Source organism: Amycolatopsis methanolica 239, assembly GCF_000739085.1.
Classification (GTDB): domain Bacteria; phylum Actinomycetota; class Actinomycetes; order Mycobacteriales; family Pseudonocardiaceae; genus Amycolatopsis_E; species Amycolatopsis_E methanolica.
Genome location: NZ_CP009110.1, coordinates 6672835 through 6689528, shown reverse-complemented (window position 1 = coordinate 6689528; position 16694 = coordinate 6672835). Strand labels below are relative to the sequence as shown.

General features: G+C 70.6%; 15 protein-coding genes. 8 read left to right on the top strand and 7 right to left on the bottom strand.

The genetic code is table 11. The annotated features are described in order from the left end of the window. The first annotated feature begins 2 nt into the window (after positions 1-2). Entirely contained in the window at positions 3-881 is an 879-nt protein-coding gene (locus AMETH_RS32690) for a metal ABC transporter permease (RefSeq protein ID WP_017985399.1), read from the top strand. On the opposite strand, the gene AMETH_RS32685 is transcribed toward AMETH_RS32690, so the two are convergent. Genes AMETH_RS32685 through AMETH_RS32675 form a run of 3 tightly spaced genes read right to left on the bottom strand, consistent with a single transcriptional unit; the run spans position 841 to position 4662 of the window. After that, complete coding sequence (locus AMETH_RS32685; protein WP_026153580.1) at positions 841-2151, bottom strand: alginate O-acetyltransferase AlgX-related protein; 1311 nt, start codon at positions 2149-2151, stop codon at positions 841-843. The two genes, AMETH_RS32690 and AMETH_RS32685, sit on opposite strands and share 41 nt — an antisense overlap. A gap of 21 nt (positions 2152-2172) precedes the next feature. Next, positions 2173-3396, bottom strand: a complete 1224-nt coding sequence (locus tag AMETH_RS32680) for a DUF445 domain-containing protein (RefSeq protein WP_017985397.1) — start codon at positions 3394-3396, stop codon at positions 2173-2175. 33 nt (positions 3397-3429) lie between these two features. After that, complete coding sequence (locus tag AMETH_RS32675) at positions 3430-4662, bottom strand: DUF445 domain-containing protein (protein ID WP_017985396.1); 1233 nt, start codon at positions 4660-4662, stop codon at positions 3430-3432. A 135-nt stretch (positions 4663-4797) separates the two neighbouring features. Here AMETH_RS32675 and AMETH_RS32670 point away from each other — a divergent pair, with 135 nt between their 5' ends. Beyond that, positions 4798-5856 carry a coiled-coil domain-containing protein gene (locus tag AMETH_RS32670; RefSeq protein ID WP_223842997.1) on the top strand — a complete coding sequence of 353 codons (1059 nt, stop codon included), beginning with the start codon at positions 4798-4800 and terminating at the stop codon, positions 5854-5856. 594 nt (positions 5857-6450) lie between these two features. Here the strand turns inward: AMETH_RS32670 and AMETH_RS32665 are convergent. The 4 genes from AMETH_RS32665 to AMETH_RS32650 form a co-directional block, all read right to left on the bottom strand. Beyond that, positions 6451-7842, bottom strand: coding sequence for an FGGY-family carbohydrate kinase (locus AMETH_RS32665; protein WP_017985394.1), 1392 nt, complete (start codon positions 7840-7842; stop codon positions 6451-6453). Beyond that, positions 7839-9170 carry an MFS transporter gene (locus tag AMETH_RS32660; protein ID WP_026153579.1) on the bottom strand — a complete coding sequence of 444 codons (1332 nt, stop codon included), beginning with the start codon at positions 9168-9170 and terminating at the stop codon, positions 7839-7841. The genes AMETH_RS32665 and AMETH_RS32660 overlap by 4 nt, the downstream gene beginning before the upstream one ends. A 73-nt stretch (positions 9171-9243) precedes the next feature. Beyond that, positions 9244-10032, bottom strand: coding sequence for a DeoR/GlpR family DNA-binding transcription regulator (locus tag AMETH_RS32655; protein ID WP_017985392.1), 789 nt, complete (start codon positions 10030-10032; stop codon positions 9244-9246). Between the two features lie 9 nt (positions 10033-10041). Further along, positions 10042-10647, bottom strand: a complete 606-nt coding sequence (locus tag AMETH_RS32650; RefSeq protein WP_017985391.1) for a histidine phosphatase family protein — start codon at positions 10645-10647, stop codon at positions 10042-10044. Positions 10648-10715: 68 nt separating this feature from the next. Between AMETH_RS32650 and AMETH_RS32645 the strand changes: the two genes are divergently transcribed. From AMETH_RS32645 to AMETH_RS32620, 6 genes are read left to right on the top strand one after another with little or no spacing between them, the layout of a single operon-like run. Beyond that, positions 10716-11393 carry an HAD family hydrolase gene (locus AMETH_RS32645; protein ID WP_026153578.1) on the top strand — a complete coding sequence of 226 codons (678 nt, stop codon included), beginning with the start codon at positions 10716-10718 and terminating at the stop codon, positions 11391-11393. Then, positions 11390-13078, top strand: a complete 1689-nt coding sequence (gene dhaL / locus AMETH_RS32640; protein WP_026153577.1) for a dihydroxyacetone kinase subunit DhaL — start codon at positions 11390-11392, stop codon at positions 13076-13078. The genes AMETH_RS32645 and dhaL overlap by 4 nt, the downstream gene beginning before the upstream one ends. Then, positions 13078-13542 carry a ribose-5-phosphate isomerase gene (locus tag AMETH_RS32635; protein ID WP_017985389.1) on the top strand — a complete coding sequence of 155 codons (465 nt, stop codon included), beginning with the start codon at positions 13078-13080 and terminating at the stop codon, positions 13540-13542. Before dhaL ends, AMETH_RS32635 begins: the two co-directional genes overlap by 1 nt. A gap of 28 nt (positions 13543-13570) precedes the next feature. Continuing rightward, positions 13571-14602, top strand: coding sequence for a 2-hydroxyacid dehydrogenase (locus AMETH_RS32630; RefSeq protein WP_017985388.1), 1032 nt, complete (start codon positions 13571-13573; stop codon positions 14600-14602). Continuing rightward, complete coding sequence (locus AMETH_RS32625) at positions 14599-16047, top strand: FGGY-family carbohydrate kinase (RefSeq protein ID WP_017985387.1); 1449 nt, start codon at positions 14599-14601, stop codon at positions 16045-16047. The genes AMETH_RS32630 and AMETH_RS32625 overlap by 4 nt, the downstream gene beginning before the upstream one ends. Then, positions 16044-16694: a class II aldolase/adducin family protein gene (locus AMETH_RS32620; RefSeq protein ID WP_017985386.1), complete on the top strand. Its 651-nt coding sequence runs from the start codon at positions 16044-16046 to the stop codon at positions 16692-16694. Before AMETH_RS32625 ends, AMETH_RS32620 begins: the two co-directional genes overlap by 4 nt.

The following is a 16694-nucleotide window of genomic DNA, read 5'->3' as shown; positions in this document are numbered from 1 at the left end:
ACATGGACAAGTTCTTCGACTTCGGTCTGACGGCGCAGCTGCTCGGGCTGCCGTTCGTGCAGACCGCCCTGCTCGCCGCGGCCGTGCTCGGGCTGGTCGCCGGTGTGCTCGGACCGCTGATCGTGACCCGCCGGATGTCGTTCGCCGTGCACGGCACCGCCGAGCTGGCCTTCACCGGTGCGGCAGGCGCGCTGCTGCTCGGCGTCGGCGTCGAGTTCGGGGCGCTGGCCGGCGCGGTGATCGCCGCGTTGCTGCTCGGCCTGCTCGGCGGGCGGGAGTCCGATCGCGACTCGGTGATCGGCGCGATCCTGTCCTTCGGCCTGGGCCTCGGCGTGCTGTTCCTGTGGTTCTACCCGGGCCGCGCGGCCAACAAGTTCGGCATCCTGGTCGGCCAGATCGTGTCGATCGAGACGACCAACCTCATCGTGCTGGTCATCGCCGCGCTGGTGGTGCTGGCGGTGCTGGCTTTCATCTACCGGCCGCTGCTGTTCGCCAGCGTCGACCCGCACGTCGCGGCCGCGCGTGGGGTCCCGGCGCGCACGCTGTCCGTCGTGTTCGCGGTGCTGGTCGGCGTCGCGACGGCGCTCGGGGTGCAGATCGTCGGTGCGCTGCTGGTGGTGGCGATGATGGTGACGCCGGCGGCCGCGGCCGCCCGGCTGACCGCGAGCCCGTGGAAGGCCACCGTGCTGGCCGTCGTGTTCGCCGAGACGGCCGCGCTGGGCGGGATCGTCCTGTCGCTCGCGCCGGGCGCACCGGTGAGCGCGTTCGTCACCGCGATCGCGTTCACCATCTACCTGGTCTGCCGCCTGGTCGCCTACCTGCGCGACCGGGCGGCCCGCGTCACCGAGGACTCGCCTGCAGTTGCGCCTGCAGCGCCGTGAGGAACTCGTCGGTGAGGAACGGCAGCTGACCGCTGGAGACGCTGCGCTCCACGGTCTCCAGCACGATCACGTCCGAGTTGGTGAACATCCCGATCGCCTGGTCCCGGCTCGTCTTCGGGGTGAAGTAGGCGAGCATCGTCAGGTTCGCGAACCCGGCCGCCAGGTAGCGCGAGGACGCCTTGGTGAACGAGTCGCCGTAGAACAGGGTCTTCTCGTTCACCGTCGAGGACATCGGTGAGGCGAACCGGTACGACGGCGTCTCGATGTCGGCGATGGTCTGCCCGGCCCGGTCGACGATGCCGTCGGGGCGCAGGTCGTAGAGCACGTTCGTCTTGTCGGCCTTCTTGCCGAGCAGCGGCGGCAGGTCCGCGGCGACGGTGTAGGCGCCGACCTGCTTGCTCTGCCAGGTCGCGGTGATGCCGGGCTGCACGGCCTCGGCGGCCGCGCGGGTCATCACGAGCGAGCCCTCGTCGGTCCAGTGCGTGTCGTTGGACGGGTAGACGGGGCGGTTGACGCGCCGCGCCTCCTGGGTCAGGGCGGGCCGCAGGTCCACCGCGCCAGCCGCGTCGATCTGCTGCCAGGTTGGCGCCTCCGCGGCCCGGTGGCACTCCCGGCCGGGGTAGCTGGACGGCAGGTTCTCCGGGACCATCGTGGACTTGTCCGGCGCCACCACCCAGACAAATTTGCGCCCGGACGCCTCGATGATCGTGCGCAGCCGGTTCATCCGCTCCAGCGTGTCGGACAGCATCCGGACCGGGGAGCACTTGGCTTCGGCGTCGTAGCCGAAGTACAGCCAGCCGTCGCGGCCCTCGATGACCTGCCGGTAGCCGGCCTGGTCGAGCGGTCCGGAGGTGGTGGGCTGGTCGTCCGTGCCCTGCGTCTGGGTCGGCGGCGGGCTGCCGGGCAGGGGACCGGTCTCGGTGGTGCCTGCCTGGTCCCGTGGTGGGGTCTCGCCGAAGAACGTGCGGCTGATCCAGTCCGCGGCGTCGATCGCGGCGCTGCGGAAGGTGAGCTGGTCGGTGGCCCAGCCGGGCAGGCTGGTGAAGAACGCCCAGCCGTCGCCGAGGCTGGGGAAACTCGCCAGGTGCCGGTTCTCGATCTCGGCGGGGCGCGCGCCGAACACCCACAGCAGCGCCGGGGTCGTGAAGAACACGATCGCGCTGATCAACGCGGTGAGCTGACGGCCGCCGTGCCGGGGCCGGTGCAGGGAGTGCTCGCGGGGAAGCCACGCCTCGTGCACCGCGGGGAGCTGCTGCGGTTCGTGCGCCACGCGCACACGTTAACCGTTCACCTAGTGAAGCATCAGCAAAACCTGCAACTCACCGACGACGAACCCGATCACACCGCCCACCGCGATCAGCTTCCACTCCTCCTGGCGGAACGCCGGGCGCAGCAGGTTCTCGTACTCCTCGGGCGTGAGCGCGAGCATCCGCCGCTCGACCATGTTCGCCAGGTCCATCGCCTCGACCAGGTACGGCTCGGCCTGCCGGAGCAGGTACGGCATCTGCGCGAGCGACCCGGCCGCCGCGGTCGCGGTCATCTCACGTAGCCGCTCGCCGCCGACCGCCGCGGACAGCAGCGGCCGGATCAGGCCGACCTGCTCGTCGACGGCCCTGGCCACCACGCGCCGCACGAGCGCGGCGAGCCGGTCGGCGCGCGGGCCGGTCAGCAGCTCGTCGAGGAGGTTGGCGACGGTCAGCACCTCGCGGGCGATGATCTCGCCGTACTGGCGGGCGACTTCGGCCTTGCGGCGCTGGAACTTGCCCTGCAGCGTGATCGGCCCGATCTTCACCGGACGGCGCGGCAGGAAGATCATCTTGATCGCCAGCCAGTCGGTGAACAGCCCGATGGCGCCGCCGAACACCGGCAGCACCCACGGGTTCTTCGTCAGCGCCCACACCACCGCCTGCACGATGCCGAGGACGAATCCGAAGTAGATCCCGCAGCGGGCGATGAACGCCATCTCCGGCCGGGACGTCTCGCGGATCAGTCGCACCAGCAGGGCGCGGTCGCGGGTGAGCCGCTCGACGGTCATGTGCTTGACGTCGAGCACGCCGTCGAGGTTGGCGCGGACCTCGTCCAGCAGCTCGCGAACCAGCTTCGGCGAGCCGGCCTGGAGTTGTTTGACGATCAGGTCCTGCGCCATCGGCGGCAGCGACTCCCACAGCCGCGGGTGGTGCTTGGCCATCACGTCGCGGGCCAGGTCGTCGATGGCCCGCAGCAGCGGCTGCTCGATCTCCCGCACCAGGCGGTCCGCCTGGACGCGGCCGATCACCTCGCCGAGGTCGATCAGGTTCGCGGTGAGCAGGTCGGTGGCGATGGCCGCCATCCGGCCGCCGTGCTTGGGCACCACGCCCTGCCAGCCGAAGATCGGGCGGATACCCACGAACTCCAGCGGGCGGAACATCATTTCGATGGCGACGCGCTTGGTGACGTAACCGATGAGCGCGGCGATGAACGGGATCGCGGTGTAGAGCGGCCAGTGCTGCGCGAAGTCGGCCAGCACCCCGTCCATCCGGCCACCCCCTCGTAGATCCTGGCCGCGAGATTAGTGGAGGAGCAGGATCGCCTGGAGCTCACCCACGAGCCCGCCGATGATCGCACCGACGGCGATCAACTTCCACTCGTCCTGCCGGAACGCGGGCCGCAGCAGCTCCTCGAACTCGATCGGGGACAGCTGCCGCATGCGGTCGACGATCGTGTTCCGCACGTCCAGGGCGTTGACCGCGTACTCCTCGGCGTACCGGATGGTGTCCGGCACCCGCTCCGCCGCCTTGAGCGCCGCGGCCTGCTTCATCTCCTGCCACTTGCGCGTGCCCACCGCGGCCGCGACGAGCGGTTTCACGACGCCGGCCTGCACGTCGATGGTCCGCTGCACCTCGCGGCCGATCAGGTGGAACAGCCGGTCGGCCTTCGGGCCCTTGAGGATGGCTTCCAGCAGGTTCGGGATGGTGATGATCTCGCGGGCGATCATGTCGCCGTAGTCGGCGGCCACCTGGTCGCGGCGCTTCTGGAACACGCCCTGCCAGGTGTAGAGGCCGAAGAACTCGCGCGGCTCACGCGGCAGGAAGATCATCTTGAGGGCGAGCCAGTCGGTGAACCAGCCGATGCCGAGGCCGAACAGCGGCATCACGATCGGCGACTTGGTCAGCGCCCACACGAGCAGCTGGACGCACCCGAGGGCGAAGCCGAACACCAGCCCGGAATTCGCGATGAACCGCATCTCGGGTCGTGAGATGTCCCGGATGAGCCGGTTGAGGAGGCTCTTGTCGCGCACCAGGTTGGTGATGACCATGTTCTTGAGGTCGAGGACGTCCTCGATGTTGTCCGACAGCTCCCGCATGATCTTCGCGATCACCTTGGGGGCCTCGGCCTGGACGCGGCGCAGCAGCAGTTCCTTCGCGCCGCTCGGCAGTGCCTCCCACAGGCGCGGCTGGTACTGCTCCATGACCTCTTCGGTGATCTCCTCGACCACCTGCAGGAGCGGTTGCTCGATCTCCTTGGCGAGCTGGTCCGGGTCGAGCCTGGCGAAGATCTCTTTCGGGTCGACCAGGTTGTTCGTGAGCATGTCGGTGGCGGTGGCCGCCATGCGCTCGGCGTTGGCAGGCAGCACGCCCTGCCAGCCGAGGAACGGCCGGATCCCGATGAACTCGATCGGCCGGAACATCATCTCGATGGCCACACGCTTGGTCACGTAGCCGATGAGCGCGGCGATGAACGGCATCGAGACGTAGAGCGGCCAGTGTTCGGCCAGGTCGGCCACGATCTCCTGCAGTTGCACCGGCCCCTCCTCGCGAGTACCGCCGAACCGTATCCCAGCCGTTTGGCGGGAGGCGCGGACCGGATTCAGTTGATCTTCGATAATGTGTCACCCGAAAGTATGGAAACCCAGGTCCAATAGCACTAAGGTGCCCGCATGCCTCCTGCCGAGTCCCAAGATCCCATCGCTGGTAATCCCCTGTTCCCGCTCGTGTTCCGCGGCTACGACCGGCCGCCGGTGGACGAGAAGTTCGCCCAGCTGAACGCCGAGCTCAAGGAGACGGCCGTCTCCCGCGACGAGGCCCTCTCGTCGGTCGCCGAGCTGACCCGTGCCCTGTCCTACGCCCAGCAGGAGCTGAGCGAGGCCAAGCAGGCGCTGTCGCGGATGGCGAGTGACCCGTCGAGCGCCGCGACGATGACCGAGCGCGTCCGCACGATGATGACGCTCGCTGAAGAGGAGATCGCCGAGCTCAAGAACCGCGCCGAAGCGCAGGCCGACGACATCCGCGCCGCGGCCGAAAAGTACGACCTGGACACCCGCAAGGCCGCCGACAAGATGGTCGCCGAGCGCGAGGCCGAGCTCGCCAAGCGACGCGACGACCTCGAGCTGGAGTTCCAGGAGCGGCACACCGCGCTCACCACTGAGCACGAAAACCTCATGGAGCAGGCCCGCGCCGAGATCGCGCGCCTGAACGAGGAGGCCGCCGAGGAGCGCGCCCGCCTGGACGCCGAAGCCGCCGAAGCGCGTGCGAAGGCCGAACAGGAGACCGGCGAGGCGCTGGCCCGCAAGACCGAAGAGGTCGAGACCGCGCTGGCCCGCAAGACCGAAGAGGTCGAGACGGCGCTGGCCCGGAAGACCCAGGAGGTCGAGGAGCGCCTGGCGAAGGACACCCGGGAGACCGAGGAGCGCCTGGCCAAGCTGGTCGCCGACACCGAGGCGAAGATCGCCAAGGACACCGAGGAGACCGAGACCCGGCTGGCGAAGATCACCGCCGAGACGGAGTCGCGCCTGGCGAAGCAGACCTCCGAGGCGGAGACCCGGGCGAGCACCCTGGTCGCCGACGCGGAGCGCCAGCTCTCCGAGGCGCAGCACGCGCGCACCGAGGCGTTCGAGTTCCGCCGCGAGGTCACCGAGCGCCTCACCGCCACCCACTCGGCCCTGCAGGAAGCACTGGAAACGCTCGTTCCCGCGGACGACCGGACGCCGGTCGCCTGACGGGGTTTTTGAAGAGGCGTCGGCGCGTTTTTGCGCGCCGGCGCTTCTTTTTTTGCACCCAGCCACCCACCCAAGGTGAGGTGAAGTGCTTTTCTGTCATCCCGGAGCCTGCCCGTCCGGCGAGGACATCTCTTGATCTTTAAACCCGCGCTGTCGCGCGGGAAAAGCGCCTCACGGCGCTGGCAAGGTCACCTTACGACCACCCCCGCCCCCGATGCCTGATTGTGTTTCAGTCGCCGAGCAGGTGTGTCAAGGCGGGAAAGAGTACCTTGACACGCCTGGTCGGCGACTAAAGATCGGCTGTGGATCGGGGGCGGGGGAGGTCTGGTTGGGGTAGTCGGTTTCGTTGCGTCGCTGGCTTGCGTTTCGGTGGCTAGGCCGAAAGAGATTGCCTTCCGGATTTGCTTGCTAGAACCGCCCCGGCCTCCGGTTCTGCCAGTCGGGCCTGCCCCGGGCGTCCGATTCTTCCTGTCAGGCTAGCCCTGGCTTCCGGTTCTGCCTGTCAGGCTAGCCCCGGTATTCGGGTTAGGCTGTCAAAGCACCTCTGGCTTCCGGTTCGCCTGACCCAGCTTGCCCCGGCTTCCGGGTGTGCCGCTAAAGCCAGCCCTGGTTCTTCAATTCCTCTTTGAACCGCTGGTAGTTCTCTTCCATCGGCTCTTGTTCCGCCGCGTCCGGCTCAACTACCGATTCTTCTCCGCCGATCATTGCCGCCGCTTCGGTCAGTCCCCCCGGCAGTACCGCTGCGGCTGCGAGCATCGCTGCTCCGTAGCCGGTTTCGGCTTGGGGTGACACTCGCAGTTCCATTCCGCTGACCGTCGCCCGGATGCGGGTCCACAACGGACTCTTGCTGCCCCCGCCCGCGGCCACCAGCGGGCCGGTCACGGGCACCCCCAGCCCACGCAACCGCTCCAACGCCAGCCTCTCCACGAAGGCGACGCCCTCCAGGCGGGCGCGGTGCAGCTCCACCTCGTCCCGCGGCTCGCCCAGTACGAAGCCCCGGGCGTCGGGCGTGACGAACGGGAAGCGCTCACCCGCGCGCTTCAGGGGGTAGGCCACCACTCGCGCCGGGCCGCGCCGTGCTGCCTCTTCGTCCAGCGTGGCGAGGTTGGGCACACCGGCCACCGCCTCGCCGCCGGTGTTCGACGCTCCGCCGGGCAGCCACCAGCCGTCCGGGTGGCGGTGGCTGTACATCGCCCCGGACGGGTCTCGCACCAGGTGTTCGGTCACGCCCTTCAACACGTAGGTCGTGCCGAGGATGCCTGCGAAACGGCCCGGCGTCACGGCGCCCGTCGCCAGCTGGCCGGCACAACCGTCGGTCATGCCGGCCACCACCAGGCAGCCCTGGGGCAGGCCGGCGACCGGGCGGGGCAACTCGCCCAGCACGGCCGTCGGCCGCACGACTTCGGGGAGCCAGTCCACCCCGAAGTCGAACACCTCGGCCGCCCACTCCTCGCGCAACGGGTCGTACCCGCTCTTCAGGGCATGCGAGGAGTCGGTCGCCACCGGACGGCCGAGGAGCTTCTCACCGATCAGGTCGGGCGTGTGCCGGACACCGGCGGCATCCGGGTAGGCGCGGCGCAGCCAGTTGATCCGGCCCAGCGCCGCCGTCGGCGACACGCTCATCCCCAGCTCGTGCCACCGCTGCGCGCCCACCTCCGCCGCCTTCGCGTTGTCGTCCGCGCCGCGCCGGTCGTCGTACATCAGCGCCGGGCCCAGCGGCTCGCCCCGGCAGTCGACCGCGACGATCGTGCCCGAGGTGGCCGACACCGCGACCGCCCGCACCGGCTCGGCCATCTCCGCGGCCACCCGCCGCAGCACCGACTCCGCCGCGGGCCACCACGCCCGCGCGTCCTGCTCGCTGCGGCCGGACTCGTCCCGGACCGGTGCGGGCAACGGCTCGGCAGCCGTCGCCCGCACCGAGCCGTCGCCGCCGACCGCGAAGGCACGCACCCCCGCGGTCGCGACGTCGACACCGACAACCGTCACGGGCGGACCGCCGTCACGTCCTGCAAGCTGACGTCCTCGTCGATGGCCTTCCGCGTGGCCTCCGGCAGCTTCAGGAACCGGGTGAGCACAGCCGCCACGATGTACAGCGCGGCGAAGATGATCACCACGCCGGCCGCGCCCGCCGGGCCGAGGAACAGCGAGACGATCGCCGGTCCGACGAACGCGGCGGCACCGGCGCCCAGGTTCAGCAACGCCATCGCGCCGCCCTTGTTCTCCGGCGCGAGCGAGGGCAAAAGCGCCGAGATCGGCACGAACCCGGCCAGCGTCGCCCCGTACAGCGCGCCCACGAGCAGAGCCACCCAGTAGTAGTCCGCGCCCAGCGACGTCGGCACGAAGTACAGCAGCAGGATCGAGATCGCGCAGCCGATCGCGCCGAACCAGAAGATCGTGCGCTGCCAGCCGATCCTGTCCGAAGCCACACCGAAGATCAGGTTGAAGAAGATGTTCGTGCCGTAGATGACCGACACCAGCAGCAGCCATCGGCCCTCGCCGAACCCGATCTGGTCGGCGAAGATCGTCGGGAAGAACACCAGCATGCCGAACTCCGGCGCGGTGTTGATGATCCGCACGATCATCCCGACGCCCACGCGCGGGTTCTTCCACGCGATCGACACGCTGGACACCAGGCTCTGCACCGGCTTGACGCCCTCCGGCGCGAGCCGCGTGAACCCGGTGCGCTCCCGAACCCCGAGCACGCACAGCAGACCGCCCGCGGCCAGGATGCCGACCGACAGCCACAGCGTGCCGTAGTGGCCGAGCGCCGGGTTGGTGAAGCTCGCGACCAGCGAGCCGAGCGTGGGCAGGCCGCCGGTGAACGCGAAGTAGAACCAGCCGACCGCCGCGCCGAGCCGCGCGACCGGGGCCACCGCCGTGATCCACACCAGGAACCCGAACGCGAACATCGGGTACCCGAAGCCGCGGATGCCGTAGGTGATCAGCATCAGCGGGTAGTTCTCGCTGGGCACCGCCACGGCGAGGAACAGCACGTCGAACACGAGCCAGATCGCCAGGCCGATCCACATGACCCGGCGCGGCCCCCACAGCTCCGACAACGCGCCGGACAGCCAGGACGCGAGCATCACGGCCACGCCGTACGCGGTGATCACATAGGACGCGTGAATTTCGTCCCCGGCGCCGTGGTCGGCCATGAACGGTGCGATGAACCCGGACTCCACGCCGTCGCCGACCATGAACAGCAACAGGCCGACGTACCCGAGGAACAACGGGGCCGGTAGCCCCCACCTGGCGAGAAGCCCCCCGAACCCCCTGTCCGGCTGGGACAACCTCGATGTTGCCGTCTGCGTCATCACGCCTCCATGAGTGTGCGAAACCCAAGTTATCATGGAGCACGTGAAATTAACACGCAAGAGTGTGATGCGATCAGACCTCGGCGACGAGCACGTTCGTCTGGTCCTCGTACTGGTCGAGCAGGTATGCGGACACGGCTGAGTCGACCACGAGGTGGTGGAAGTCCTCGATCTCGGCCAGGCGGTGCAGCGCGGTGCGCGGCATCTTGCTGGAGTCCATGAGCAGCACCCGGATCTCCGCGCTGGCCAGCATCGCCCGCTTGACCATGACGATCTCGGGCTCCTGGTGGAACGTCATCTCCGCGTTCATCGCCGAGGTCGACACGAACGTCACGTCAACGGTGAGCCGCTCGACGGCCTCCAGGCAGGGCATGCCGAGGAACGAGTCGTGGGTCGCGGAATAGTCGCCGCCGAGCCCGATCAGGCGCACGTCGTCGACCTGCTTGAGCACCTCGATGATCCGCAGGTAGTTCGTCGCCACGGTAAGCGGCGTGACCTGGTGCAGCAGCTTGGCCAGTGCGAGCGCGGTGGTCGAGTCGTCCAGCAGGATCGACATCCCGGGCTCGACCAGCGACAACGCCTTCTCGGCGATCGCCGCCTTCGCCTCGACGTGGGCGTTGAGCCGGTACTCGGTGTTGCTCTCGAACACCGTCGACGGCTGCGCGGAGACCCCGCCGCGGTACTTGCGCAGCAGGCCGCGCCGGGCCAGTTCGTCCAGGTCGCGGTGCACCGTCATCACGCTCACGCCGGTCAGCTCGGCCAGCTCCGCGGCGGACGCCTGGCCCTTCTTCACGACGTAGTCGGTGATGCGCTGCTGCCGGATGTTACGGGAGCGCGCGCTCCCGCTGGACTTGTCTTCCACGGGACAAGGCTAGGACGTGGGCAGGTTGAAGCGCCGCAGGCTCGTCGCGTCGCCGTCGATCCCGATCTCGGTGATGGCCGCGTTCTCCAGGCGCGGGAACACGCGGCGGTAGTCGCGGACCGGGATGCCGAGCAGTTCGCAGAGCGTGACCCGGATCAGCGTGTTGTGTGCGACGACCAGCACCCGCCCGCCGTTCTCGCGCTTCGCGATGCCGCGCAGCGCCGCCGCTCCCCGGCGCGCGGCCTCGGCCGTCGGCTCGGCCCCGGGGAACGCGCCGGCCACCGGATCCGCCCGGAACGCGGCCACGACCTGCGGATCCAGCTCGGACAGCACCTTGCCCTCGGCGATCCCGAAGTGCACCTCGCGCAGCTCGTCGAGCACGACGGGCTCGAGGCCGAGCGCCCGCGCGGACGGCTCGGCGGTGACCTGCGCGCGCCCCTGCGGCGACCGGTAGAGCGCGGTGACCGGCTCGCCGGCGCTGTTCAGGTATGCCGCGAGCCCTTCGGCCTGCCTGCGGCCCCGCTCGGTGAGGCCCACCTCGCTGGTGCCGGCGTAGCGGTTCTCCGCGTGCCATTCGGTCTCGCCGTGGCGGACCAGCAGCAACCGCGTTCCCATTGGACCTCCCGTGACAAATCTCGGCAGCGGTGTTAATTTAACATCAACGGCGTGAAAGGGGTTGTTGCATGGGTTTCGCCGCGGTGGTGTTCGACCTCGACGGTGTCCTGGTCGAGAGTGAACACCTCTGGGAGGAGAACTGGGTCGCCTACGCGGCGGCCTACGGTGTCGAGTGGACGGCCGCCGACACCGCCACCGTCCAGGGCATGAGCGCGCCCGAGTGGGCCGCGTACCTGGCGGAGCGCAGCGGGACCCCGGAGACCCCGGAGCAGGTCGAGAAGGCCGTGGTCGACGGGATGATCAAGTCGATCGCCGACGGCGAGGCCCCGCTGCTCGACGGCGCCGACGCGATGGTGCGCGACGTGGCGGCCCGCGTCCCGGTCGCGCTCGCGTCCTCGGCGGCGCGCCGGGTGATCGACGCGGTGCTGGAGACTCACGGGCTGACGGGGGAGTTCTCGGCCACCGTGTCCAGCGCCGAGGTGCCGCGCGGCAAGCCGAGCCCGGACGTCTACGCCGAGGCGGCGTCCCGGCTGGGCTTCCGCGGCGAGGAGTGCCTGGGGGTCGAGGACTCCAGCAACGGCATCCGCGCTGCCGCGGCCGCCGGGCTGACCGTCATCGCACTGCCCAACCCGGCCTACCCGCCGAAGCCGGACGCGCTGGAGCTGGCCGCGCAGGTCGCGGAGTCCAACCACGACGTCCGGAAGCTGCTGCTCGCCTACCTCGCCGGGGAGCTGGTGCGCTCATGACCACGCTGGGAACGGCCGCGACGTTCAAGCGGGACTGGCTGGACGGCTTCGTCACCGCGTACGGCCGCGAGGTCCGCAAGGTGCCCGGCGCGTACGGCGTGCTCGGCCGGAACGTGCCCCGGCGGGGCAAGGTCGCCGTGGTCATCGGCGGCGGCTGCGGCCACTACCCGGCCTTCGCCGGCCTGGTCGGGCCCGGCCTCGCCGACGCGGCGGTGGTCGGTGACGTGTTCACCAGCCCGAGCGCCGAGCAGGTCTACCGCACGGCCCGCGCCGCCGAGGGTGGCGCGGGGGTGCTGTTCGCCTACGGCAACTACGCCGGTGACGTCCTGCACTTCGGCCTCGCCGCGCGCCGCCTGGCCGCGGAGGGCATCGAGAGTCGCACCATCCTGGTCACCGACGACATCGCGAGCGGACCGGCGGACGCGCCGGAGAAGCGCCGCGGGGTAGCCGGCGACTTCATCGTCTTCAAGGTCGCGGGCGCTGCTGCCGAGCGGGGTGACGACCTCGACGCGGTGCACGCGGCGGCGGTCAAGGCCAACGCGCACACCCGCACGTTCGGCGTCGCCTTCGGCGGCTGCACGCTCCCGGGTGCCGACCAGCCGCTGTTCACCGTGGGCGAGTCCGAGATGGAGCTGGGCCTCGGCATCCACGGCGAGCCGGGGGTGCGCACCGTCGGCCGCCTCGGTGCGGCGGAGCTGGCCGACGAGCTGGTCGACGGCCTGCTACCCGAGCTGCCGCGGGGCGACGGCCGCGTCGCAGTGCTGGTCAACGGCCTCGGCCGGACCAAGTACGAAGAGATGTTCGTGACCTACACCCGGATCCACGAGCGCCTCGCCGACGCCGGGCTGACCCCGGTGCACACCGAGGTCGGCGAGTTCGTCACCTCGCTGGACATGGCCGGGGTCTCGCTGTCGGTGCTGGTGCTGGACGACGAGCTGGCCGAGCTGTACGGCGCGCCGTGCGACACCCCGGCTTACCGCAGCGGCGGGGCGATCCTGGGGCCGGTCGAGCTGTCGTCCACAGTGGACAAGCAGCTGGCCAGGCCGGAGGGTGAGGGGGTCGAGCTCGTCGACCGCCTGCTGACCGCGGCCATGCGCCGCATCGAGGACAACGAGTCCGAGCTGGGCCGCCTGGACGCGGTCGCCGCCGACGGTGACCACGGCCTCGGCATGACCCGCGGGATGCGGGCCGCCGTCTCGGCCGCTCGGGAGGCCGCCGGGTCTTCGGTGGCCGACACCCTGCTGGCGGCCGGGACCGCGCTCGCCGACGCCGCCGGTGGTGCGTCCGGCGCCCTGTACGGCGTGCTGCTCGCCGAGACCGGCGCGGGGCTGCGGGTGGACGACATCACCACCTCGGTGGTCGCGGACGCGGTCGACGGCGCGGTACGCGCGTTCACCGAGCTGGGCAAGGCCGAGCTCGGCGAGAAGACCATGCTCGATGCGATCGAGCCGTTCCGGCAGGCGCTGCGCAAGCAGGCCGCGGCCGGCGCCGCGCTGCCGGACGCGTGGCGCGAGGCCGCGCAGGCGGCCACGCTCGCCGCCGAGGAGACCGCGGACCTGGTGCCCGCCAAGGGACGCGCGGCCCGGCTGGCGCAGCGCAGCAAGGGGCACGCCGATCCCGGCGCGACCTCGTTCGCCCTGATCGTCACGGCGATCGGGGAAGTTCTGGGCAAGGAGGGGCACTGATGCGGGTCGTGGTGGCCGCGGACAACGCGGGCGTGCTGCTGAAGAACGAGGTGCGGGACCTGCTGGCGAAGGACGAGCGGGTCACCGAGGTGATCGACCTGGGCGTGGACAGCCCGGACGACGACCGCGCGTACCCGATCTTCGGCCTGGCCGCCGCGGAGAAGATCGCCAACGGCGAGGCCGACCGGGGCGTCCTGGTCTGCGGCACCGGCATCGGTGTGGCGATCTCGGCGAACAAGGTGCCGGGGGTGCGTGCGACGGTCGCGCACGATTCATACTCGGCCGAGCGGTCGGTGAAGTCGAACAACTGCCAGATCATCACCTTCGGCGCCCGGGTGATCGGGGCCGAGCTGGCGAAGAAGATCGTCACCGAGTGGCTGGGGTACACGTTCGACCCGGGTTCGCCGAGCGCGGCCAAGGTCGCACACATCACCGAATACGAACAGGTCCACGCGGCCGGCTGAGGCCCGGCGGTTCAAGGAGGAGCCAGAAGTGCGCGTTCTCTGCGCGGGAGACGAGTTCGTCGGCAACAACCTGCTTGCCGACGCGGTCCGGGCCGAGCTGGCCACCGAGCCCGAATTCAGTGAGCTGTCGCTGCCCTGGCCGGTCGAGCCGTTCGGCCCGGTCGGTGGGGTGCACGAGGCGAGCGGCACCGAGGAGCAGGTCATCGAGGCGCTGGCCGGGGCCGAGGTCGCGGTCACCCAGATGGCGCCGTTCACCAAGAAGGTCTTCGCCGCCGCACCCGAGCTGAAGCTCGTGTCGGTGTGCCGGGGCGGGCCGGTGAACGTCGACCTCGCGGCCGCCACCGAGGCCGGCGTCGCGGTCACCTACGCGCCTGGCCGCAACGCGACCGCCGCCGCCGAGTTCGCGATCGGCATGATCCTCGCCGCCATGCGCCGCATCTCGACCTCGTCGGCCGAGCTGCTCGGCGGCACCTGGCGTGGCGACTACTACGCCTACCCGAACGCCGGGCTGGAGCTGGAGGGCACCACAGTCGGCCTGGTCGGCTACGGCGCGATCGGCTCGCGGGTGGCCAAGGTGCTGGTCGCGTTCGGGTCGAAGGTGCTGGTCGCCGACCCGTACGCGAAGCCGGAGCAGATCGCGGCGGACGGGGCCGAGCTGGTCGAGCTGGACGACCTCCTCCGCCGCAGCGCGGTGGTCAGCCTGCACGCCCGCCTGACCGACGAGACGCGCCACCTGATCAACGCCGAGCGCCTTGCCCTGCTGCCCGATGGTGCGGTGCTGGTCAACTCCGCTCGCGGTGGGCTGCTGGACTACGCGCCGCTGCCGGACCTGCTGAAGTCCGGGCGGCTGGGCGCGCTCGCGCTGGACGTCTACGACGTCGAGCCGCCGCCCGCGGACTGGGCCCTCCGGGACGCGCCGAACGTCATCGCGACGCCGCACCTGGCGGGTGCCAGCCGCCAGACGGCGGAACGGGCCGCGCGGATCGTCGCCGCCGAGGTGGGCCGTTACGCCCGTGGGGAGCAGCTGGCGAACGTCGCGAACCCGGAAGTGCTGCGATGATCATCGGCGTCGACATCGGTACTTCACTGACGAAGGCCGTCGTGTTCGACGAGGCCGGGGTGTCGCTGCACCAGGCCTGCACGCCGTCCGAGGTGCACCACCTGCCTGGCGGCCGGGTCGAACAGGACCTCGACCAGGTCGTCGGCACGGTCGCGACCGTCGTGCGCGAGGTCGCGGCGAAGCTGGACGCCCCGGTCACCGCGCTGGCGCTGACCGGTCAGGGCGACGGCGTGTGGCTCCGCGACGAGGACGGCAACGCCGTGCGGCCAGCCATCTCCTGGCTCGACGGCCGGGCCAACGCGCTGCTCGCCAAGTGGCAGGCCGACGGGGTGTCGCGGGAGGTGTTCCGGCGCACCGGCTCGGGCATGTTCCCCGGCTGCGCGGCCGCCGTCCTGTCCTACCTGGACACCCACGAACCCGAGGTGCTGGACCGCGCCGCGGTGGCCGGGTACTGCGTCGACGCCGTGGTGCAGCGGCTGACCGGCGAGATCACGGTCGACGTGTCCGACGCGTCCCTGCCGTTCCTCGACCCGAAGACCCGCCGCTACGACGAGGGCGCGATCGCCGCAGTCGGACTGTCCCACCGGCGGAATCTGCTGGCCGAACCGGCGCCGCCGAAGGCCGTGTTCAAGCTGAACCGCCGTGGCGCCGAACTCCTCGGGCTGCCCGAGGGGCTGCCGGTCACCGCAGGCCCGTTCGACCTGCCTGCCAGCGCGATCGGCGCCGGGGTGCGCGCGCCGGGCGACGGCATCCTCACCGCCGGCACCACACTGGCTTGCCAGGTGCTCACCGACAACGCCGAGTTCGACGGCGAGGGTGAGCCGGCCGGGATGTTCCTGTCCACGCCGACGCCCGGCGAGTACCTGCACGCGATGCCGGCGATGGTCGGTACCGCGAGCATCGACTGGATCTGTCGTCTGCTGGGCATCGAGGTCACCGAGATCGGGACGCTGCTCGCGCAGAGCCCGCCCGGGGCCGCCGGGGTGCGGGCGCTGCCGTTCCTGTCCGCGTCCGGTGAGCGGGCGCCGTTCGTCGACGCGTCCGCGCGGGCGCAGTTCGCCGGGCTGAGCCTGGAGCACGGGCGGGCGGACGTGGTGCGTGCGCTGTGCGAGTCGATCGCCTACGCGGCACGGCACTGCTTCGACGCGGCCGGGCTGTCCGGCCGGTTGTACGCGTGCGGCGGCGGGGTGCGCTCCGCCGAGTGGACGCAGATCTTCGCCGACGTGCTCGGTCGCCCGATCGTGATCCCGAGCGATCCGGGTGTCGGGGCGCGGGGTGCCGTCCTGGTCGCGGCCGAGGCGCTGAACCAGCCGTTCGACGCGGAGCTGTGGGCGAGTAGCTCGCGGACCGTGTCGCCGGTGCCCGAAAATGTCGAGTTCTACCAGAGCGGTTACGCGGACTACCAGGCGTCGCTGACCGCCGCGCGGGGGTTGTGGCGACTGTGATCCTGGCCGACGAACGGCGAGCGGTGTGCGAGTACGCGCGGCGGTTGACCGCCGACGGGCTGGTGGTCGGCACCTCCGGCAACATCTCCGCTCGCTCGGGCGAGCTGATCGCGGTGACGCCGACCGGGGTGGACTACGGCGTGCTGACGCCGGAGGATATCCCGGTGGTCGCGCTCGACGGGGCCATTGTGGAGGGCAAGCTGCGGCCCACCAGCGAGATGCCGATGCACCTGTCGGTGTACACGAAGGCGGCCGACCCGGACGGCGCGCCGATCACCGGGATCGTGCACACGCATTCGGTGCACGCGACCGCGGTGTCCACTTTGGTCGACGAGGTGCCCGCGGTGCACTACATGCTGGCAACGATCGGCCCGTCCGCGCGGGTCGCCCGCTACGCGACGTACGGCACGGAGGAGCTGGCGGAGTCGATGCTCGCCGCGCTGGAGGGTCGCCGGGGCTGCCTGCTGGGCAACCACGGAACCATCACGTACGGCGACGGTCTGGCGGCGGCGTACAGCCGGGCCGAGCAGTTGGAGTGGCTCTGCCAGGTGTGGCTGCTCGCCCGTTCCGCGGGCAACCCGCGGCTGCTGCCGTTTGAGGAAATCGCGCACGTGGTGGAGAAACTGCGCGGGTACGGCCAGAAATAG

Bases quoted from the DNA above. Each gene is read 5' to 3' on its own strand.
- AMETH_RS32680 (WP_017985397.1), bottom strand. From the start codon at position 3,396: ATGGACGGGGTGCTGGCCGACTTCGCGCAGCACTGGCCGCTCTACACC.
- AMETH_RS32660 (WP_026153579.1), bottom strand. From the start codon at position 9,170: ATGACGCAGACGGCAACATCGAGGTTGTCCCAGCCGGACAGGGGGTTC.
- dhaL (WP_026153577.1), top strand. From the start codon at position 11,390: ATGACCACGCTGGGAACGGCCGCGACGTTCAAGCGGGACTGGCTGGAC.
- AMETH_RS32690 (WP_017985399.1), top strand. From the start codon at position 3: ATGGACAAGTTCTTCGACTTCGGTCTGACGGCGCAGCTGCTCGGGCTG.
- AMETH_RS32635 (WP_017985389.1), top strand. From the start codon at position 13,078: ATGCGGGTCGTGGTGGCCGCGGACAACGCGGGCGTGCTGCTGAAGAAC.
- AMETH_RS32625 (WP_017985387.1), top strand. From the start codon at position 14,599: ATGATCATCGGCGTCGACATCGGTACTTCACTGACGAAGGCCGTCGTG.
- AMETH_RS32645 (WP_026153578.1), top strand. From the start codon at position 10,716: ATGGGTTTCGCCGCGGTGGTGTTCGACCTCGACGGTGTCCTGGTCGAG.
- AMETH_RS32670 (WP_223842997.1), top strand. From the start codon at position 4,798: ATGCCTCCTGCCGAGTCCCAAGATCCCATCGCTGGTAATCCCCTGTTC.
- AMETH_RS32650 (WP_017985391.1), bottom strand. From the start codon at position 10,647: ATGGGAACGCGGTTGCTGCTGGTCCGCCACGGCGAGACCGAATGGCAC.